This is a genomic window from Amycolatopsis australiensis (assembly GCF_900119165.1).
Classification (GTDB): domain Bacteria; phylum Actinomycetota; class Actinomycetes; order Mycobacteriales; family Pseudonocardiaceae; genus Amycolatopsis; species Amycolatopsis australiensis.
The window spans coordinates 2,928,025-2,946,073 of sequence record NZ_FPJG01000006.1; the positions used below are offsets into that span (position 1 = coordinate 2,928,025).

Annotated in this window: 22 protein-coding genes; 6 read left to right on the forward strand and 16 right to left on the reverse strand. The window is 72.7% G+C overall.

What is annotated here, in order from left to right; genetic code table 11:
* Positions 1–69: 69 nt before the first annotated feature.
* Positions 70–294: a translation initiation factor IF-1 gene (gene infA / locus BT341_RS15435; RefSeq protein WP_072476964.1), complete on the reverse strand. Its 225-nt coding sequence runs from the start codon at positions 292–294 to the stop codon at positions 70–72.
* Entirely contained in the window at positions 284–1,066 is a 783-nt protein-coding gene (locus BT341_RS15440) for a GNAT family N-acetyltransferase (protein ID WP_072476965.1), read from the reverse strand. Before BT341_RS15440 ends, infA begins: the two co-directional genes overlap by 11 nt.
* A 216-nt stretch (positions 1,067–1,282) precedes the next feature.
* On the opposite strand from BT341_RS15440, the gene BT341_RS15445 reads away from it, so the two are divergent.
* Positions 1,283–1,699, forward strand: coding sequence for a hypothetical protein (locus tag BT341_RS15445; protein WP_072476966.1), 417 nt, complete (start codon positions 1,283–1,285; stop codon positions 1,697–1,699).
* A gap of 1 nt (position 1,700) precedes the next feature.
* On the opposite strand, the gene BT341_RS15450 is transcribed toward BT341_RS15445, so the two are convergent.
* The 10 genes from BT341_RS15450 to BT341_RS15495 all read right to left on the reverse strand — a co-directional run bounded on the left by BT341_RS15450 (position 1,701) and on the right by BT341_RS15495 (position 10,924).
* The gene (locus tag BT341_RS15450; RefSeq protein WP_143168557.1) at positions 1,701–3,200 is read right to left on the reverse strand and encodes a phosphodiester glycosidase family protein; all 1,500 of its coding nucleotides are present in this window, start codon (positions 3,198–3,200) and stop codon (positions 1,701–1,703) included.
* Between the two features lie 99 nt (positions 3,201–3,299).
* Positions 3,300–3,941, reverse strand: coding sequence for a DUF3618 domain-containing protein (locus BT341_RS15455; protein ID WP_072476967.1), 642 nt, complete (start codon positions 3,939–3,941; stop codon positions 3,300–3,302).
* Complete coding sequence (locus BT341_RS15460) at positions 3,938–4,366, reverse strand: phage holin family protein (protein ID WP_072476968.1); 429 nt, start codon at positions 4,364–4,366, stop codon at positions 3,938–3,940. Before BT341_RS15460 ends, BT341_RS15455 begins: the two co-directional genes overlap by 4 nt.
* A complete protein-coding gene (locus tag BT341_RS15465) occupies positions 4,366–5,208 on the reverse strand; it encodes a hypothetical protein (RefSeq protein WP_072481973.1) in 843 nt (280 codons plus the stop codon). Before BT341_RS15465 ends, BT341_RS15460 begins: the two co-directional genes overlap by 1 nt.
* Before the next feature lie 445 nt (positions 5,209–5,653).
* Positions 5,654–7,636, reverse strand: a complete 1,983-nt coding sequence (locus BT341_RS15470; protein WP_072476969.1) for an APC family permease — start codon at positions 7,634–7,636, stop codon at positions 5,654–5,656.
* A 429-nt stretch (positions 7,637–8,065) separates the two neighbouring features.
* Entirely contained in the window at positions 8,066–8,350 is a 285-nt protein-coding gene (locus BT341_RS15475; RefSeq protein WP_072481974.1) for a hypothetical protein, read from the reverse strand.
* Positions 8,347–8,910 (reverse strand): hypothetical protein, encoded by a 564-nt coding sequence (locus tag BT341_RS15480; RefSeq protein ID WP_072476970.1) that lies wholly within the window; start codon positions 8,908–8,910, stop codon positions 8,347–8,349. Before BT341_RS15480 ends, BT341_RS15475 begins: the two co-directional genes overlap by 4 nt.
* A gap of 13 nt (positions 8,911–8,923) precedes the next feature.
* Positions 8,924–10,054 carry a zinc-dependent alcohol dehydrogenase gene (locus tag BT341_RS15485; protein ID WP_245805313.1) on the reverse strand — a complete coding sequence of 377 codons (1,131 nt, stop codon included), beginning with the start codon at positions 10,052–10,054 and terminating at the stop codon, positions 8,924–8,926.
* Between the two features lie 100 nt (positions 10,055–10,154).
* On the reverse strand, positions 10,155–10,424 hold the full coding sequence (locus BT341_RS15490) for a hypothetical protein (RefSeq protein WP_072476972.1): 270 nt from the start codon (positions 10,422–10,424) through the stop codon (positions 10,155–10,157).
* Between the two features lie 62 nt (positions 10,425–10,486).
* Positions 10,487–10,924, reverse strand: a complete 438-nt coding sequence (locus BT341_RS15495) for an Hsp20/alpha crystallin family protein (RefSeq protein WP_072476973.1) — start codon at positions 10,922–10,924, stop codon at positions 10,487–10,489.
* 123 nt (positions 10,925–11,047) lie between these two features.
* Here BT341_RS15495 and BT341_RS15500 point away from each other — a divergent pair, with 123 nt between their 5' ends.
* Genes BT341_RS15500 through BT341_RS15515 form a run of 4 tightly spaced genes read left to right on the forward strand, consistent with a single transcriptional unit; the run spans position 11,048 to position 13,896 of the window.
* A complete protein-coding gene (locus BT341_RS15500; protein ID WP_072476974.1) occupies positions 11,048–11,824 on the forward strand; it encodes a methyltransferase in 777 nt (258 codons plus the stop codon).
* Positions 11,825–11,864: 40 nt separating this feature from the next.
* On the forward strand, positions 11,865–12,719 hold the full coding sequence (locus BT341_RS15505) for a glucose 1-dehydrogenase (protein WP_072476975.1): 855 nt from the start codon (positions 11,865–11,867) through the stop codon (positions 12,717–12,719).
* Between the two features lie 14 nt (positions 12,720–12,733).
* Positions 12,734–13,186 (forward strand): OsmC family protein, encoded by a 453-nt coding sequence (locus BT341_RS15510; protein WP_072476976.1) that lies wholly within the window; start codon positions 12,734–12,736, stop codon positions 13,184–13,186.
* A gap of 5 nt (positions 13,187–13,191) precedes the next feature.
* Complete coding sequence (locus tag BT341_RS15515) at positions 13,192–13,896, forward strand: alpha/beta fold hydrolase (RefSeq protein ID WP_072476977.1); 705 nt, start codon at positions 13,192–13,194, stop codon at positions 13,894–13,896.
* On the opposite strand, the gene BT341_RS15520 is transcribed toward BT341_RS15515, so the two are convergent.
* The 4 genes from BT341_RS15520 to BT341_RS15535 form a co-directional block, all read right to left on the reverse strand.
* Positions 13,893–14,135: a hypothetical protein gene (locus BT341_RS15520; protein ID WP_072476978.1), complete on the reverse strand. Its 243-nt coding sequence runs from the start codon at positions 14,133–14,135 to the stop codon at positions 13,893–13,895. The two genes, BT341_RS15515 and BT341_RS15520, sit on opposite strands and share 4 nt — an antisense overlap.
* Entirely contained in the window at positions 14,132–14,359 is a 228-nt protein-coding gene (locus BT341_RS15525; protein WP_143168558.1) for a hypothetical protein, read from the reverse strand. Before BT341_RS15525 ends, BT341_RS15520 begins: the two co-directional genes overlap by 4 nt.
* 5 nt (positions 14,360–14,364) lie before the next feature.
* The gene (gene ctaD, locus BT341_RS15530) at positions 14,365–16,137 is read right to left on the reverse strand and encodes an aa3-type cytochrome oxidase subunit I (protein ID WP_072476980.1); all 1,773 of its coding nucleotides are present in this window, start codon (positions 16,135–16,137) and stop codon (positions 14,365–14,367) included.
* A 271-nt stretch (positions 16,138–16,408) separates the two neighbouring features.
* Positions 16,409–16,993, reverse strand: coding sequence for a TetR family transcriptional regulator (locus BT341_RS15535; protein ID WP_072476981.1), 585 nt, complete (start codon positions 16,991–16,993; stop codon positions 16,409–16,411).
* Between the two features lie 93 nt (positions 16,994–17,086).
* Here BT341_RS15535 and BT341_RS15540 point away from each other — a divergent pair, with 93 nt between their 5' ends.
* Entirely contained in the window at positions 17,087–17,983 is an 897-nt protein-coding gene (locus BT341_RS15540) for an SDR family oxidoreductase (protein ID WP_072476982.1), read from the forward strand.
* The last annotated feature ends 66 nt before the right edge of the window (positions 17,984–18,049 follow it).

Genomic DNA, 18,049 nt, shown 5'->3' on the forward strand with positions numbered 1-18,049 from the left:
GCTCGCACCTGCCGCGGGTTCGTGCGGCAGTGGCCGGGGCGCGGTCCGGACCGCGCCCCGGCCCCGCGGCTACGTCCGGTACCGGAACAGGATCCGCCCGCGGCCGAGGTCGTACGGGCTCAGCTCCACCAGCACCCGGTCGTACGGGAGGATCTTGATGTAGTTCTTGCGGATCTTCCCGCTGATGTGGGCCAGCACCTGGTGCCCGTTCGGCAGCTCCACCTTGAAGGTGGCGTTGCGCAGGCACTCGACCACCGTGCCCTCGACTTCGATGCCCCCTGTCTTATTCGCCATGGAACACCAGCTCCAGGGCGCTGCTCATCCGGCGGGCGCCGCCGATTCCGCCGAACAACGCCGTTGCCGCCGGGTTGGCTTCGTTCACCTCGGCCGTCGCCGCCGGGATGCCCGACTCGTGCAGCGCGCCCAGCGCGTGGGCCAGCAGCGCGCGGGCGATGCCGCGGCGCCGGTGTCCGGCGCGGACCGCGATCAGCCCGATCCGCGGCAGCCGGGTCGCCTGCACCACCCGGATCAGGCCGACGTACCGGCCCGCTTCGGCCGCCACCGTGTACAGCGCCGGGTCCACGATCGTGTCGCCGGCCGCGCGGGGGCGGACCTCCGCCGGCATCTCCTGCCAGCCGACGCTCGCCTCGACCTCGGCGCGGATCACGCGGTCCAGTGCGCGCAGCGGACCCTCGTCCGCGGGCCCGATGGTCACGTCCGGCGGGACGGCGAGCCCGGCGACCCGCGGGCCGGTGGGCACGACGTAGTCCCATTCCCGGCGCCGGGTCGTGAAGCCGGCCCGCTGCCACCCGGCCGTCAGCTCGCGGTCCACTTCGTCGACGACCGTGTACAGCGGGGACGGGAGGTCCGCCAGCATCGCGTCGGCGAGCCGGTCGAAGACCGGCCGGTGCCAGGCGTCGATGCTGAGGAAGGTCCGCCCGTCGGGCCGCGGCGAGGCTTCGCCGCGGCCGATCACCCGGTCGTCGGCCAGCGCGTGCCAGTGGCGCTGGGCGACCCGCGCGATCACCACCGCGGGATCGCCCGCGATGAAACGTGAAGTGTGCATGGAGTTCTCCTTCGGGAGTGCTCGAAGCGCTCCCGGCGGCCCTCCGTCAGCCGCCCGACCGTGACGACGAGGGGAGCACCCACATCGAAACAGCGTTCATGGTGCTCACCTCCCGGCGTCGAGTCACGGTCACCACGACCCTATCCGGCGGCGGCCGTCCCGCCCACCGGATTTCGCGGTGGCTACCCTGGCAGCCATGACGTCCCCGGAGGCCGCATGACCGTCGCCACCGCGATCACGTTCACCTGGCTGGGCATGGTGCTGGCCATCTCGTTCCTCGAAGCGCCGCTGAAGTTCCGCGCCCCCGGCGTCACGCTGCCGCTCGGGCTGGGCATCGGCCGGGTCGTGTTCGCCGCGCTCAACCGGGTCGAGGCCGGGTTCGCACTCGGGCTCGCCGCGTGCCTGGTCGCCGGGCCACGGGCGACGCTGCCGGTCGTCTTCGCGGCCGTCGCCGTCGTGGCGCTGGTCGTCCAGCTCGTCGCCGTGCGGCCGGCCCTGACCCGCCGTTCGGACCGCGTGCTGGCGGGCGAAGACGGCCCGCGCAGCCACGCCCACTTCGTCTACATCGGACTCGAGGTGCTCAAGGTGGCCGCGCTGCTGGCGTTCGGCATCGCGGTACTCGCCACGGCCTGACTCAGCGGGGCACGACGAGCACCGCGTCGCCGACCGGGCGCTCACCCGTCGCGTCCGAGGGCGAGCTGACCAGCTTGCCGCCGATCGCCATCGCCGTCGAGCCGCCGCCGTCGAGGTTGATCGCGGTCACCGCGCCCAGCCGCGCCATCAGCTGCGCGCCCTCCAGCAGGGAAAGCCCTTCGCTGAACCCCGGCTGACGGCCGTCGGCGGTCACGATCAGCAGGCGTCCCCGGCGGTCGAGGCCCACCATCGTGCGCGGGTTGCGCTTGACACCCCAGCCGTACACGAACGACGGGTCGCCGGGGTGCACGATGCCGTCCGCCGCCGCGTCCACCGCGACGCGGCCGTCGCGGACCAGCCACGGGCCGCCGTTGACCACGCCGGCGGGGTGGACCGGGCGGAATCCGTCGAACAGCCGCGTGCTGACCGCCAGTTTCCGGCCCGGCCGCGCGTGCTCGGTCAGCCACGCGGCGGCCGCGCCGACGCCCTGGACGGTGTGCCCGCCCGCCGGGACTTCGCCGCCGGCCGGACGCACCGCCGTGACGACGTCCCGGGCGTCCAGCACGGCTTCGACCCCGTCGCCGGCCGGGGTGGTGGTGCCCAGCTGCGGTGTGAACAGCACGAGCTCGTCCGGGTGGGTGCAGGTCGTGTCGTGCCGGGGCCGGTCGGTGGGGACGTCACCGGGTTCGCCGCAGTTGCGGATGATCCCCGGCTTGCGGTTGACGCCGTTCACCTCGCGGCCGCCGACGGTGACGACGGTCCGCGGCACGCCGATCGACGCCCGCTCGCCGAGCAGCAGGGCGGGCCGCGACGAAGTGGCTTCGCTCTGCAGCAGGCCCTGGTAGACGCCGGCGCCGGCCGGCTCGCCCGGGATGCCGTCCTTCGGGTCGATGACGAAGAAGCCACCGTTGGTGCCGACGAGCGCCCCGGCGGCGGCCGCGAGCGCCGACGTCGTGCGCCGCCCCGCCACCGAATCGCCGTGGGAGGCGACGACGCGTCCGGTGAACCGCCGCGGGTCGACGACGGCGACGCGGACGCGTTGCGGCCCTTGGGCTTCCGGTCCGTCCTGGCCGGTCCACTCGACGGTGCCGGTGAAGCCGTGCGCGGTCATGGCGCTCGCGGTGGCGGCGGCCTGCGCGCGGTCGGCGAAGGACCCGACGCGCACCCGCCAGCCGAGAGGTCCGCGCGGTGTGTCGGCGAAGGCGGGCCAGTCGACCTCTTCGGCGCGTGCGGCGAACCCCTTGGCCCGCAGGGAAGTCACCAGCGCGTCGGCGTGCTCGCGGGTCCCCAGCGCGGACGGCGGCGCGTCCGGGTCGGGGCTCGACCCGCCGGGTACCTGCGTGGTGACGGTCCAGGAGTTGTGGCCGGTGCCTTCGCCGGTGACGGTGGTGGAGACGGTCAGCCCCGGCGCGAGCACGTCCCCCGCGGCGGAGGCCGGGCAGCTCAGCGCGAGGGTGAGCGCGGCGGACAGGGCCAGGGCGAGCGGCATCCTCGTCTTCACGCCCAGCAAGCTACCCCGCCGGGATGGCCCGCGCGTGGGTTCCGGCTGAACTTCCGGGGCACGGCGCGGCCGGCACCGGCCGCGCCGCGCCCCGGGGGTTCACGACGAGCGCACGTTGTGCTGGGCTTCCTGCGCGCGGTCGGTGACCTCGCCGGTGGCCGACTGCGCCTCCTCCTTGACGGTGGACACGCTGTCCGCCGCCTCCGAGCGGACCGACTCGACGGCCTGCTGGACCGGCTCGCGCAGGTTCTCCTTGAGGTCGTCGGCCGCGTGCTTGGCCACCGGGGCCAGCTGCTCGCGCGCGAGGTCCGTCGCCTGGCCGGCCAGCCGGCGCTCCGGCTCGCTCGCCGGCAGCAGCGACGACACGAGCCAGCCCGCGCCGAAGGCGATCAGGCCGGCCGCCAGCGGGTTGCCCTGCGTGCCGCGGCGGATCTGCTGCGGGGCGTCGCTCACGGCGTCGGCCGCCGAGCTCACCTTGTCCTGCGCGGTCGAAGCCACCGAACCCACCTTGTCCTGTGCCGTGGACGCCACCGATCCCACCTTGTCGCCCGCCGTGGACGCGTGGTCCGCCGCCGTGCCCATCACCCGGTCCCGCGCGTTGCCGATCGCCGAGCGCAGCCTGCCGACACGGCGTTCCACGATGCGGCCCGGGCTCACCTTCTCGGTCAGCGCGTTGACGTCGGTGCTCAGGTTCCGTTGCGTGCCTTCGATTTCGCGGCGGAGCCGCTCGGGTTCGGTCATGGTCGTTCGCCTTTCAGTGCGTCCGGGACCTGCTGCAGGGTCTCGACGGTGCGTTCGGGTTTGGGGTTGACCCGGCGGAACTCCCGCCGCCCGGTGGCGTAGAGCACCGCGCCGGCGATCGCCCACACGACGGCGACGATGAGCGCGGCCCAGCCGCCGTCCATCACGTTTTCCAGGCCCTGCCACAGCGCGACCGAGAGGAACAGCAGGACCATGTAGCCGGCGAACCCGGCTCCGCCGAACATCCCGGCGCCCTTGGCCGCCTTGGTGGCTTCGGCCTTCGTCTCGGCCTTGGCCAGCTCCACCTCCTGCCGCACCAGGGTGGAGAGGTCCTTCATGACGTTGGACATCAGCTCGCCGACCGAGGAGCCGGCGACGTCGACGGGCTGCTCCGCCGGCGAGGCGGACCCGGGTACCTGCGTCATCACGGCACCTGCCCGGGCGCGGAGAAGCGGGGGCTCGGCTGCGGCAGCGCGTCCGGCGGCTGTGGGGCGGTGTACCCGCCCGGCGCCGGTGCGGGCGGGGCGCCGGGGACTCCGCCTGGCTGGGGTGCGGTGTATCCGCCCGGCGCCGGTGCGGGCGGGGTGCCCGGGACTCCGCCGGGCTGCGGGGCGGCGGGCGGGATCGAGCCCGGAGCCGGGATTCCACCCTGCTGCGGTGCGGTGGTGGAGGGCGGGATCGCGCCGGGCTGGGTGGTGGCCGGGGGCACGGGCGGCCTCCCCGCCGGGCCCGCGTGCGGTTGCGGTGCCGCCTGACCGTCCGGCGAGTTCTTTTCCTGCTGCTGGGCGACGACGCCGCGGGTGAGCCGTCCGACGAGCGCGCCCGCCACCGCCGCGCCCACCAGGAACGTGCCCGGGCGGCGGCGGGCGAAGCGCCGGACCTCGTCCAGGAGGTCGCCCGGTTCGCGGTGCTCCAGCCAGTCCGCCACCGAGCGGGTCCGGTCGGACACCTGCCGGGCGATGTCGGCCGCGAGGCCCGGCGAGTCCGTCTGCTCCGCCATCCGCTCCAGCTGGCCCGCCAGCTCGTTGAGGCTCTGTGCCGCCTTCTGCTGGCCTTCCCTCGCCTGGGACTGCAGCTGCTCCCGGCCTTCGCGGAGCAGGTCGCGCGCTTCCCGCTGGGCGTGCGTCGCGACGTGCTTCGCCTCTTCGGCCGCCGTCTGGGCGACCTCGCTTCCGCGGTCGGCGGCCGTCGAAGCGACTTCGCGGGCTTCGGTCTTGGCGGTTTCCGTCGTCGACGGCGGTGACTGGCCGCCGGGTCCCTGTGTCATCTCGACCTCCTTGCCGGAGAGGCACATCCGGTGCCCTTCGTAGGGCGGCTGGCTACCCGGGCGCTTTGGCGATAAACCGGCACGCGTGTCCGGTGCCCGGTCGGGTAACCGGGGGAGGTTTCGAGCTTCGGTACGGTTCGCGACCGGAAAAGCGCCCCAAGGCGGCCTTGGTTGCGTCTGACGCACCGAAGGCCGCCTTGGGTGCGTCTGACGCACCGAGGGCCACATTGGGGCGCTTGGGTCAGCGAGGGAGAGAGGCGGCCGCGGTCCCGGTGGCCGGGTTGCCGCCTCCGGGTTTGCGCTCGCCGGTGCGGTTTCTGCGTCGCCACCCCGATGTCTGATTGTGACTACGGCCGTGTTCTGGCTTTGGATCGGGGTTGCGGGGGTGTGGGTTGCGGTTCGGGTGGTCTTTCGGCTGCGCGTTTGCTGCTCGGCCTTTGCGCCGTCAGCCTCCTACGTGGATGCCTGGGCGGCGGGTCGGGTCCTTCTCCGCGCTGCGGATGATCTCGCGGACCACTGGGGCCGTGTCGCCTCGGCCGAGGATCAGGTAGCGGAACAAGTGCCCCAGCGGGTTGCCCTCCGACCACTCGAAATGGCACTGGGGGCGGACGCCCGTCACGTCCCGTAGCGCCAGCAGGATCGCCGCGATCGCGTTCGGGGCCGCCGGGCTGTTCGCGCGCAGGATCCGGTAGCCGTCGATGTCGACTCCGTGGACCTTCAGCACGTTGCTGAACTCCGACGGGTCCACCACGTCGATCTCCAGGAACAGGATGTCGGCCGCGCCCGGGACCGGGTTCATTCCGCGCTGCTCCGCTTCCTTTGCCGAGTACTCCGCGCGGTCGCCGCCCTGGCGCTTGTTGGCGATGATGTGCAGGGCTCCGTCGTTCGCCAGGGAATCGGCGATGAACCTGCGCGCTTCCTCGTCGAACTCGATGCGCTCGGCCCGCAGCTCCGTCGTGCGCGAAACCCGGGAAACCAGCGAGACGATGATGATTCCCAGGATGAACAGCGCCGAGATGGCGATGCCGTCCGGCTTTTCGATGACGTTCTCGACGAGCGCGTACAGCAGCACCAGCGTCAGGACGATGAACCCGATGGCCGCGCCGCGCTGGCGGCGGCGGATCGCCGAGATGCTCACCGCGACCGCTCCCGAGACCATCATCGCCAGGATGCCCGTCGCGTACGCGCCGGCCTGGGCGTTGACGTCCGCGCCGAACGCGATGGTGATCAGGATGCTGATCGCCGTGTACACCAGCACCACCGGCCGCACCGCGCGGCCCCACTCCGGCGCCATGCCGTACGACGGCAGGTAACGCGGGACGATGTTGATCAGCCCCGCCATCGCCGACGCGCCGGCGAACCACAGGATCAGGACGCTGCTGATGTCGTAGGCCGTGCCGAACAGCTCGCCGAGCTCGTGGTGGGCCAGGTAGGCCATGGCGCGGCCGTTGGCCTCGCCGCCGTCCTTGAAGGCGTCGGCCGGGATCAGCACCGTCGTGATGAAGCTGGTCGCGATCAGGAACACCGACATGATCAGCGCGGCGGCGGTCAGCAGCTTGCGCGTGTTGCGGATCCGCGACTCCAGCCGCTCCTCCGCGGTCTTCCCGTCCGCCTTGACCAGCGGCATCATGCTGACGCCGGTTTCGAACCCGGACAGGCCCAGCACCAGCAGCGGGAACGCGACGACGGCGGGCCCGATCAACCCGGTGAACCCGCCGCCGCCCGCGGTCAGCGCGTCGGTCCAGCGGGTCAGGTCGGCGGAGCTGCCGAGCAGGTCGATCACGCTGACCACCGTGACCACGCCGTTGAGCAGCAGGAAGACGGCGACGAGCGGGATGGCGACGCCGACGGCCTCGCTGAAGCCCAGCAGGAAGACGCCGCCGAGGATCAGCAGCAGCACGACGGTGATCAGCACGGCGTGCCCGTGCAGGAAGCCCGGCACGTACGGGTTTTCCAGCATGTGCACGGTGGCGTCCGCCGAGGACAGCGTGATCGTGATGATCCACGACGTGGCGACGAACCCCAGCAGCGTCAGGACGAACAGCTTGCCCCGCCAGAACGGCAGCAGGTCTTCGAGCATCGCGACGGAGCCTTGCCCGTGCGGGCTTTCGCGCGCGACGCGCCGGTACATCGGCAGCATGCCGAGCAAGGTGAGGGCGACGATCAGCAGCGTGGCGAGCGGAGACAGCGCCCCGGCGGCGAGCGCGGCGATGCCGGGCAGGTAGGAGAGGGTGGAGAAGTAGTCGACGCCGGTCAGGCACATGACCTTCCACCAGGCCTGCGGCGTGCCGTGGTCTTCGCCGCCCTGCCTGCCGACGGGGGCGACCCGGTGTTCGAGCAGCCAGCGGGCCACCCCGGAGGCCGGAGCCTTCGGCGGCACCGGGCTTTCGACACTCGCCGGCACGGTCACCTCGGGTGAAGCACCCATCCTCGTCCCCTCGTCCATGGACAACTCAGCCCCAAGAATGCCCGACGCCCCGCTCCGGCGCGCCGCAGGCTCGCGAACGGTGCCGAGCGCGGAGATTTGGGGTGTTTACCGGGTTTTGGGACGGCTCTCACGCCTGCCGGGCCGGCGCGGGGCGGGTGCCGGGCCTGGTTCGGGTGAGTGGTGGGGCGGTGCTGAGTGGGGGCGGTCGTGGGCCCTGGTTCGGGCGGTGCGGGGCGGGTGCGGGCGTGCGGGGCGGGTGCGGGGCGTGCGGGGCGGTCGGCGGGTCTGGCTCGGGTGGGTGGTGGGGGCGGTTGTGGGGCCCTGATTCGGGCGATGCGGGGCGTGCGGGCCGGTCGGCGGGCGTGCTTCGCGTGGGTGGTGGGGCGGTGCTGAGCGGGGGCGGGCCGGGCTCGGCCGTGCCCGAAGGGCTCAGGGGCGCGGCCGGTGGCGGGTCCACCGCCGCCGGTCGCCGCGGTCGCCCGCGGCTGCCGTGCAGCGGTGGCACAGCACCATGCGCTCCTCCGTCGTGTCCGCCAGCCAGCGGGCGTCGATCCACAGCACGTGCGGGAACCGCTCCAGTCCCGCCTTGTGCAACGGAACTCCGCACAACGTCTGGTTCGTCCCGCGCTGCCACGCGTGCACCGAACCACCCGGCTCGCGGACGCCCTCCTCGTCGACCCACCGGCTGGACGCCGCTACCGCCGGCCCCGTCACCGGCGGCGGCGCGCCACGGCCCGGATCGCCGCGGCCGCCAGCGCCACCCACGGGCCCGCCACGATGATCGGGTCCAGCCACTGGTGCTTCACGTCCGCGCGTTTCCGCCCGAACCGCGAAGAAACGCCGTGCCGGCGGAACTCGCTCAGCACGCCCGTTTCCGTGACCGGGTTGTCCGGGCGCGTCGTGGCGAACGACCGCAGGTGGCTCTCCCACGCGTCGACCCGGTCGGCCGCCAGCAGGAGCAGCCAGTGCGCCGCCCGCCCCTCGCTGTACCTGCGGTACGACAACCGCCGCAGCGCTCCGGACAGCCCGCGCGGCGGGCACGCCGTCCCGAAGACCGGCGTCAGGAACTTGTGCTCGATCGAACGTTCCCGCGGCCGCTTCTCCGGCTGGCGCTCCGGGAAGTCCCAGTGCGCCCCCGTCCGGTCCTCCTGCCACCGCAGCTTCGGCACCGACGGCCGGTCCTCCGGGTCCAGGTCCGCGCCCCACCCCGGGATCCGCGCGCGCAGCTCGTCGCTCGACTCCGCGATCGGCGGCCGCTCCGACGTGTACGCCATGGTCGTTGCCTCCTCAGACGACGATGAGCGGCTTGATGCAGCCGTCCACCTTGGCGGAAAACATGTGGTAGCCCTCGGCGATGTGCTCGAGCGGGATGCGGTGGGTGACGACGTCGCTCGGCTTGAGGTAGCCGTTGCGGATGTGCTCGAGCAGCCGCGGCCACTGGCGCTTCACCGGGCACTGGTTCATCCGCAGCGTCAGGCCCTTGTTGAGCGCGTCGCCGAACTTGACGGCGCTGAACATCGGGCCGTAGGCGCCCATCACCGAGATCGTGCCGCCCTTGCGGACGCCGTCGATGCACCAGTTGAGCGCCACCGGCGAGCCGCCCTGCAGCTTCAGCTTGGCCGACGTGACGTGCTGGGTGAAGTTGCCGTCGGCCTCGGCGCCCACCGCGTCGATCGCGACGTCGGCACCGAGGTGGTCGGTGATCTTCTTCAGGTGCACGACGATGTCGTCGTACTCGGTGAAGTTGTACGTCTCGGCGTGGGCGAACGTCCGCGCCTTCGCCAGCCGGTCCTCCAGGTGGTCGATGACGATCACCCGGCCCGCGCCCATCAGCCACGCCGACTTCGCCGCGAACAGCCCGACCGGGCCGGCCCCGAACACGACCACGACGTCACCTTCGGCGATCTCGCCGAGCTGGGCGCCGAAGTAGCCGGTGGCGAGCGCGTCGGTGAGCAGGACGGCGTCTTCGTCGTCCAGCCAGTCCGGGATCACCGACGGCCCGACGTCGGCGAACGGCACCCGGACGAACTCGGCCTGCCCGCCGTCGTAGCCGCCGCAGGTGTGCGAGTAGCCGTAGATGCCGCCGACGGCGGTGGCGTTCGGGTTGACGTTGTGGCAGTTGGAGTACAGGCCGCGGGCGCAGAACCAGCATGTGCCGCAGAAGACGTTGAACGGCACCATCACCCGGTCGCCGCGCTGGAGGTTCCGCACGTCCGGGCCGACGTCCTCGACGACGCCGATGAACTCGTGCCCGAACGTCGTCCCGACCCGGGTGTCGGGCATCATCCCGTGGTAGAGGTGCAGGTCGGAGCCGCAGATGGCGGCCAGCTTCACCCGGACGATCGCGTCGCCGGGGTGCTCGATCGGGGGAACGTCTTTTTCCTCGACGCGCACCTTGTACGGCCCGCGGTAGACCATCGCACGCACAGCGCCTCCTTCGGCCCGTCTGGTCCGGCGCGTGCGGCATACCCGGGTTCCGGCCGGCTAACCGGCGTGTCCGGTGTTGTCCACAGTGGACTTACGCGGCGGCGGCCTGGCGGGTGCCGCCGGTGACCGCGGCGAGCACGTCGTCGGCGTTGAGGTGCGGGTCCCACAGCACGCAGCCGACGACGTGGGCGAGCTTGCGCCGCGGGTGCGGGCCGGAGTCGGTGAGGGCGACGTCGGTGGGGCGGCCGTGCTTGACCGCGTGGACGGCGCGGGTGACCAGGACGGCTTCCTGGCGGGTGGTGCCGAGTGCGTCGGCCGCGGCGAAGATCCGCTCCGCCGCGGCGCGGACGGGGTCGTTCATGCGGAGGTTCCCGGGAGTCGTCCGCGGCGGGCCGGGGCCGCCGGTCCGCCGCGGGGAAGGGGTCAGGCCTGGAGCTGCTTGCGGTCCGGCTCCGCGCCGGTGATCTCGATGCGGCGCGGCTTGGCCTTCTCGGCGATCGGGATGCGCAGGGTCAGCACGCCGGCCTCGTACTCGGCCGCGATGTGGTCGGCGTCGAGGGTGTCGCCGAGGAACAGCTGGCGGGAGAAGACGCCGAGGGGGCGTTCGGAAACCTGCATCTGGACGTCGTCGCCGTCGGCGAGGGGCCGTCGCTCGGCCTTGACGGTCAGGACGTTGCGTTCGATGTCGAGCTCGATGGCGTCCTTGCTCACGCCGGGCAGGTCGAAGCAGACGACGAACTCGTCGCCGGCGCGGTAGGCGTCCATGGGCATCGCGGCCGGCTTGGACCACGTGCCGGGGCTCCCGAAGACCTGCTGGGCGAAACGGTCGAGCTCACGGAACGGGTCGGTGCGCATCAACATCGTGTCCTCCTCCGGGTCGACGATGGGTCATGTCAACACGCACCTTCATTGTGCCATGTCGTCCGAACGACGACAAGTATGAAGTCATCGAAGTGACGACTTTTATGGTCGTAAGGTGGCCGGATGGCCGACGACACGTGGGCCGGCTTGGCCGGCCGCTTCGCCGATGACGCGTACTCCTCGCTGAAGGGGCGGGTCCGGACCGCGGTGCTGCACCGCCAGCTGCTCGCGCACCTGCCCCCGCCGCCGGCGTCCGTGCTCGACGTCGGCGGCGGCGCCGGCCACCAGTCGTTCCCGCTGGCCCAGGCCGGATACGACATCACCCTGCTGGAGCCGTCCGCGGCGATGCTCGGCAAGGCGCGGGACCGGCTGCCCGGCGGGCTGCGCGACGGGGTGACGTTCGTGCGGGCCGCCGGCGAGCACGCCGAGGCGGCGGTGGCCGGACGGCGGTTCGACGCCGTGCTGTGCCACGGCGTCCTCGGCTACCTGGAGCGCCCGGAACCGGTGCTCGACCAGCTGTGCCGGTGCGCCGCGCCCGGGGGCGTGGTCTCGATCATGACGGGCAACGCCGACGCCATGGCGGTGCGCCCGGCCCTGGAGCGCCGCTGGGACGACGCGCTGGCGGCGTTCGACGCCCGGACCGAGACCGGCGTGCTGGGCGTCCCCACGCGAGCCGACACGGTGGCCGAGCTGAGCGCCCGCCTGCGCGAGCGCGGCGTCGAGCCCCTCCGGTGGTACGGCGTCTGGCTGTTCGTCGACTGGCTCGGGTTCGGTGGCGCCGAACTGGACCCCGCCGACGCGGAGAAGGTGGCCGCCGTCGAGTTCGAAGCCGGACGGCGGGATCCCTACCGGCAGCTCAGCCGGGTATTCCACCTCCTGGGGCGCAAGCGCCGCGTGTGAAGGCGCGGCACCGGGGTACCACGGGAGGACTGACCCCGTCATGGAGGAGCCTGTCGTGTCCCAGCCCGCCCAGCAGCAGAGCCCGCCCGGGACGACCGGGGAGATGACGCCGCGGCCCGACCACGGCGAGCACAGCTACCGCGGCTCCGGCAAGCTGACCGGCAAGGCCGCGCTGATCACCGGCGCCGACAGCGGCATCGGCCGCGCGGTCGCCATCGCCTACGCCCGCGAGGGCGCCGACGTGCTGATCTCCTACCTGAACGAGCACGAGGACGCCGAGGAGACCCGCCGCTGGGTCGAGGAGGCGGGCCGCAAGGCCGTCGTCGTGCCCGGCGACGTCGCCGATCCCGCGCACTGCCGGGCCCTCGTCGCCCGCGCGGTCGAGGAGTTCGGCCGGCTCGACGTCCTGGTGAACAACGCCGCCTTCCAGATGACGCACGAGACCCTGGAAGAGATCCCGGACGAGGAGTGGGACCACACGCTGGCCACCAACCTCAGCGCGTTCTTCCACCTCGCCAAGGCGGCCGTCCCGCACCTGGAGCCGGGCGCGGCGATCATCGGCAGCTCGTCGGTCAACTCCGACAACCCCACTCCGCAGCTGATGCCTTACGACGTCACGAAGGCGGGCGTGGCCAACATGTGCGCCGCGCTGGCCCAGCTGCTCGGGCCGAAGGGGATCCGCGTCAACAGCGTGGCGCCGGGTCCGATCTGGACGCCGCTGATCCCCTCGACGATGCCCCCGGAGCAGGTCGAGTCGTTCGGCAAGCAGGTGCCGCTCGGCCGGGCCGGACAGCCCGCGGAGCTGGCCCCGGTGTACGTCCTGCTCGCGTCGGACGACGGCAGCTACGTGTCCGGGGCGCGCATCGCCGTCACCGGCGGCACGCCCATCCTCTGATCGCCAGGTCCGCGATGGGACAGGACATCTACTCGGCGGAGGCGACGTCGAGCCGCGGCAGCGTCCGGGTCGACGGGCGCGGCGACCTCGCCTTCGCCGTCGGCGAGCCCAGCGGCGACGGCACGGCCGACGCGCTGAACCCGGAACGGCTCTACGCCGCCGCGCTCGCCACGTGCCTGCACCAGTCGCTGACGATCGCCGCCACGTCGCTGGACGTCGAGACCGGGGAAAGCGTCGTCACCGCGAAAGTCACCTTGGCCCACCGCCACGACGGCGGCTACGAACTGCGCGCGGCCGTCGACGTCTACCTGCCGGGCGCGAGCACCGACGAGCTCTACGACGCCGTGACCCGCGAGGCGCTGCGGCTGTGCCCGCTCGTCGGCGCCGAGGTCCCCGTGACGTTCGACCGGGAGCGCGGGCGGCAGCTGCAGCACCACACCGGTCCCGCCGATCCGGGGCAGAACTGAGCGCGGTGCGGGTGCTCGCGGCCGGTGGCGGCGGCCGCGCCCCGGTCGTGCTGCTGCCCGGGCTCGGCGCGCCCGGCTACCTGGTGGACACGCTGCACGGGTGTGCGGCGTCGGCGCCGTCGTACCTGCTCGACGTGCCCGGGTTCGGCGAGCGCGGCCCGCTGGTGTGCGAACCGGAGCTGTCCGCGATGACCGACGTCGTCACCGGCTGGCTGAGCGACGCGCTGGACCGGCCCGCGGTCCTGTTCGGACACTCGACGGCCGCGCAGATCGTGCTGGCGGTCGCGGTCCGGCGCCCGGAGCTCGCCGAAGCGCTGGTGCTCGCCGGGCCCACGTTCCCGCCGCGCCTGCGCCGGCTGGGCCCGCTCGCGCTGGCCTTCCTCCGCGACGTGGTGCACGAGTCGCCCGCGGCGCTGCCCGGCACCGTCCCGGCCTACCTGCGGGCCGGGCCGGCGCGGCTGCTGCGGTTCATCCGGTCCGCCCAGCGCGACGAACCCGAGCGGCTGATGCCGCAGGTGCGGTGCCCGGTTCGGGTGGTCCGCGGCCGCCACGACACGATCAGCCCGTCCGGCTGGGCACAGTCGCTGGCCGACGCGGCTCCGCGCGGCAGCCTGGTCACGGTGCCCGGCCCGCACACGTTCCCGGCGACGTCCGGCGGGCTGACCGCGCGGCTGATCACCGCCGCCGGTGACCGGGCGTCCGAGCGCTAGGCGCCGCGCTCGACGACCGCGGTGGTGAGGGTCGCGGCGATCAGCTCCAGCTCGCGGTCGGTGGCTTCGCCGCCCGCCAGGCGCTGCCGCAGGTCGCCGCGCGTGATCACCTCGCTCGCGCCGGCCGTCCGGTCCTCGCCCGGTTCGACCACGATCCGGCCGCCGGTCAGCACCAGCACCGGGTCCGGCAGTGCCGAGCCGAGCAGCGCACGCAGGTCGCCGGTGGTCACCTTCGTCATTCCGTCCTCCGCTTCCGTCGGTCCAGGTGCAGGCACGCCGCGAGGTTGACGGCGACGCAGCCGGCGAACAGCCAGGGCAGGTCCACGAAGATCCCGGCGCCCACGAACCCGAGCGCGGTGGCGTCCAGTGCGAGGCGCAGCGGCAGCCCGCCGGCCGTCTCCCGCAGGCCGCGTTCGATCCCGCGCAGCTGGCGCCGTTCCCACGGCGTGAGCGAAGTGGTCACGTCGTTCACCGCCCCCGCGGATCGTCGGACTCGCCCTGGTCCGCGGGCTGGGTGGCGCCCGCGGCGACCTCGAACGGCGACGGCGCGTCGCCCGGGTGTCCCTTCGTGATGTGCGCCTCGGCCCGCATCCGCTCGACCATGTGCGGGTAGTGCAGCTCGAACGCGGGCCGCTCGGAGCGGATCCGCGGCAGCTCGAGGAAGTTGTGCCGCGGCGGCGGGCTGGTCGTCGCCCATTCGAGGGAGTTGCCGTGGCCCCACGGGTCGTCGACGTCGATCGCCTCGCCGTAGCGGTAGCTCTTCACGACGTTCCAGACGAACGGCAGCACCGACAGCCCGAGCACGAACGCCCCGACCGTGGACACCATGTGCATCCAGGTGAAGCCGTCGCTGGAGAGGTAGTCGGCGTAGCGGCGCGGCATGCCGGCGTCGCCGAGCCAGTGCTGGATGAGGAACGTCGTGTGGAAGCCGACGAACGTGGTCCAGAAGTGCCACTTCGCGAGGCGTTCGTCGAGCATCCGGCCGGTGATCTTGGGGAACCAGAAGTAGATGCCGGCGAAGGTGGCGAACACGATCGTGCCGAACAGGACGTAGTGGAAGTGCGCGACCACGAAGTAGGTGTCGTGGATGTGGAAGTCCAGCGGCGGCGACGCGAGGATGATCCCGGTCAGCCCGCCGAGCAGGAAGGTGACGAGGAACCCGACCGACCACGTCATCGGCGACTCGAAGGAGATCCGGCCCTTCCACATGGTGCCGATCCAGTTGAAGAACTTGATCCCGGTCGGGACGGCGATCAGGAAGGTCATGAACGAGAAGAACGGCAGCAGCACCGCGCCGGTGGCGAACATGTGGTGCGCCCACACCGCCGCCGACAACGCGGTGATGCCGATCGTCGCGAACACCATCGTCTTGTAGCCGAACAGGGGTTTCCGGCTGAACACCGGGATGATCTCGGTGACGATCCCGAAGTAGGGCAGGGCGACCACGTAGACCTCGGGGTGGCCGAAGAACCAGAACAGGTGCTGCCAGAGGATCGCGCCGCCGTTTTCGGGGTCGAAGACGTGCGCGCCGAGGTGCCGGTCGGCCAGCAGTCCGAACAGGGCCGCGGTGAGGATCGGGAAGGCCAGCAGGATCAGGATCGACGTGAAGAGGATGTTCCAGGTGAAGATCGGCATCCGCCACATGAGCATCCCGGGGCAGCGCAGGCACACGACGGTGGTGATCATGTTGACGGCGCCGAGGATGGTGCCGAGGCCGGTGACGATCAGCCCGGCGATCCACAGGTCCCCGCCGACGCCGGGCGAGTGGATGGCGTTCGACAGCGGCGTGTAGGCCGTCCACCCGAAGTCGGGCGGGCCACCCGGGGTGAGGTAGCCCGAGAGCACGATCAGCCCGCCGAAGAGGTAGAGCCAGTAGGAGAAGGCGTTGAGCCGCGGGAAGGCGACGTCCGGCGAGCCGATCTGCAGCGGCAGCACGAAGTTGGCGAACCCGAACAGGTTCGGCGTGGCGTAGAGCAGCAGCATGATCGTGCCGTGCATGGTGAACAGCTGGTTGTACTGCTCGGGCGAGAGGAACTGCAGGCCGGGGTGGGCCAGCTCGCCGCGCATCAGCAGCGCCGTCAGGCCGCCGACGAGGAAGAAGCAGAACGACGTGGTCAGGTAGAGCACGCCGATCGTCTTGTGGTCGGTGGTGCGGACGGTCTTGAGGATCACCGACCCGCGCGGTGCCCGCCACGCGGGCCGGTGCGGGATCGGGGTGGGGCGGGCCACCGTGTCGGTCATCGGGCTTCGCCTCCCGGCTGCCGGCGGTCCCCATGACCGCTCACGTCGGGGTGGCTTCCCGCTGGGAGGGAAAACACACACGGATCCGGTGACCGGATGGAGGGGGTTCACCGGGTCGGGGTGGGCGCTGGTCCAGGGCTCGGGAAGGACTGGTTTCCGCGCCGGTTGACCGCTGGGGCGGGCAGCCTCCTCGGCCTCGGCGCGCCGCTTGGCGCGAGTCGCCTTCCGGCGCTGGTTCACCGTCTGGCGTGCGCCGCCTTCCGGCGCCGGTTCACCGTCTGGCGTGCGCCGCCTGCTCGGCCAGGGTGAGCAGTTCGTCGAGCACGTCCGTGGCCAGGTCGGCGAGTGAGCGTTCCTCGCCGTCGCGCAGCCAGCGGCCGAACGCGATCCCGAACACCGTCGCGCCCGATTCCGCGGCCAGCGTGGCCGCGAGGTCGTCCACGCCGCGGGCGCGCAGAGCCGCCGCGACCGTTGTCGCCAACGTCGTCAGCTTGTGCTGCTCCCGCTCCTGCAGCGCCGGGTTGCGGTCGATCACCGACTGGCGCGCGCGGGAGTGCGGGCGGCGCTCGTCCGGGAAGAAGGCCGCCGCCGAGCGGAGCGCCGACGCGACGACCTCCAGCGGCGTCGCCTCCGCCGGCGCGGCCGCGACGCCGTCCAGGAACGCCTGTTCCAGCTGCTGCTGGCCGTGGAAGAGCACCTCGCGCTTGTCGCTGAAGTGACGGAAAAAAGTGCGTTCGGTCAGGCCGACCGCCTGCGCGATCTCCGCGGCGGTCGTCTGCTCGAACCCGCGCGTGGCGAACAGCTCGAGCGCGGCCTTCTGCAGCCGCTCCGCGGTCCCGGGTTCCCAGCGCACCATGCGTCCCAGGATAGTGTTCCGGCCGAGTGATGACAGCGGCTGACATAGGGGCGTACGGTGGATGTCAGCGACTGACATCGAAGGAGATCGCCAATGCGTGTTTTCGTCACCGGAGCCTCCGGCTGGATCGGCTCCGCCGTCGTCGACGAGCTGCTGGCCACGGGCCACGAGGTCACCGGGCTGGCCAGGTCGGCCGCCTCGGCCGCGAAACTCGAGGCGAAGGGTGCCCGCGTCCGCCGCGGCGACCTGGACGACCTCGACGGCCTCCGCGCCGGTGCGGACGAGGCCGAAGCCGTCATCCACCTCGCGAACAAGCACGACTGGGCGGACCCGGCAGCGTCGAACGCCGCCGAGCGCGCCGCCGTCGAGACGATCGGGACGGCCCTGACCGGCAGCGGCCGCCCGTTCCTGCTGGCGGCGGGGGTCGCCGGCCTGACGCAGGGCCGTCCGGCGACCGAAGCGGACCCGTCGCCGTTCCACGGCCCGGACTCCCCGCGCGGCGGCGCGGAGAACCTCGCGCTGGAGTTCGCCGCCCGCGGCGTGCACCCGGTGAGCCTGCGGTTTTCCCCGACCGTGCACGGCACGGGCGACCACGGGTTCATCGCGATCCTGGCGGCGATCGCGCGCGAGAAGGGCGTCGCGGGCTACCCGGGCGACGGAACGAACCGCTGGGCGGCGGTCCACGTGACGGACGCGGCACGCCTGGTCGCGCTGGGCCTGGAAAAGGCCCCCGCGGGCGCGCGGCTGCACGCGGTGGCCGAGGAAGGAGTGCCGACGCGCGAGATCGCCGAGGCCATCGGCCGCGCGTTCGACCTGCCGGTGGCCTCGATCCCGCCGGAGGAGGTCCAGGCCCACTTCGGCTGGATCGGCACGTTCTTCGCCCTGGAGCTGGCGGCCTCCAGCACGAGCACGCAGGAACTGCTCGGCTGGACCCCGACGGGCCCGACCCTGATCGAGGACCTGAACGGCGGCGCGTACTCGGCCCAGTAGCGGTGCCGGTCGGGTCGGGGGCGGTGGCCGCGGTGGGTGGCGCCGACCGGGTGCTGTCCGTCGGGT

Coding starts and splice junctions, on each gene's coding strand:
- BT341_RS15465 (WP_072481973.1), bottom strand. CDS start 5,208: ATGACACAGGGACCCGGCGGCCAGTCACCGCCGTCGACGACGGAAACC.
- BT341_RS15505 (WP_072476975.1), top strand. CDS start 11,865: ATGGAGGAGCCTGTCGTGTCCCAGCCCGCCCAGCAGCAGAGCCCGCCC.
- BT341_RS15540 (WP_072476982.1), top strand. CDS start 17,087: ATGCGTGTTTTCGTCACCGGAGCCTCCGGCTGGATCGGCTCCGCCGTC.
- BT341_RS15470 (WP_072476969.1), bottom strand. CDS start 7,636: ATGGGTGCTTCACCCGAGGTGACCGTGCCGGCGAGTGTCGAAAGCCCG.
- BT341_RS15510 (WP_072476976.1), top strand. CDS start 12,734: ATGGGACAGGACATCTACTCGGCGGAGGCGACGTCGAGCCGCGGCAGC.
- BT341_RS15490 (WP_072476972.1), bottom strand. CDS start 10,424: ATGAACGACCCCGTCCGCGCCGCGGCGGAGCGGATCTTCGCCGCGGCC.
- BT341_RS15460 (WP_072476968.1), bottom strand. CDS start 4,366: ATGACGCAGGTACCCGGGTCCGCCTCGCCGGCGGAGCAGCCCGTCGAC.
- BT341_RS15495 (WP_072476973.1), bottom strand. CDS start 10,924: ATGTTGATGCGCACCGACCCGTTCCGTGAGCTCGACCGTTTCGCCCAG.
- BT341_RS15520 (WP_072476978.1), bottom strand. CDS start 14,135: ATGACGAAGGTGACCACCGGCGACCTGCGTGCGCTGCTCGGCTCGGCA.
- ctaD (WP_072476980.1), bottom strand. CDS start 16,137: ATGACCGACACGGTGGCCCGCCCCACCCCGATCCCGCACCGGCCCGCG.
- infA (WP_072476964.1), bottom strand. CDS start 294: ATGGCGAATAAGACAGGGGGCATCGAAGTCGAGGGCACGGTGGTCGAG.
- BT341_RS15445 (WP_072476966.1), top strand. CDS start 1,283: ATGACCGTCGCCACCGCGATCACGTTCACCTGGCTGGGCATGGTGCTG.
- BT341_RS15485 (WP_245805313.1), bottom strand. CDS start 10,054: ATGGTCTACCGCGGGCCGTACAAGGTGCGCGTCGAGGAAAAAGACGTT.
- BT341_RS15455 (WP_072476967.1), bottom strand. CDS start 3,941: ATGACCGAACCCGAGCGGCTCCGCCGCGAAATCGAAGGCACGCAACGG.
- BT341_RS15500 (WP_072476974.1), top strand. CDS start 11,048: ATGGCCGACGACACGTGGGCCGGCTTGGCCGGCCGCTTCGCCGATGAC.
- BT341_RS15480 (WP_072476970.1), bottom strand. CDS start 8,910: ATGGCGTACACGTCGGAGCGGCCGCCGATCGCGGAGTCGAGCGACGAG.
- BT341_RS15440 (WP_072476965.1), bottom strand. CDS start 1,066: ATGCACACTTCACGTTTCATCGCGGGCGATCCCGCGGTGGTGATCGCG.
- BT341_RS15535 (WP_072476981.1), bottom strand. CDS start 16,993: ATGGTGCGCTGGGAACCCGGGACCGCGGAGCGGCTGCAGAAGGCCGCG.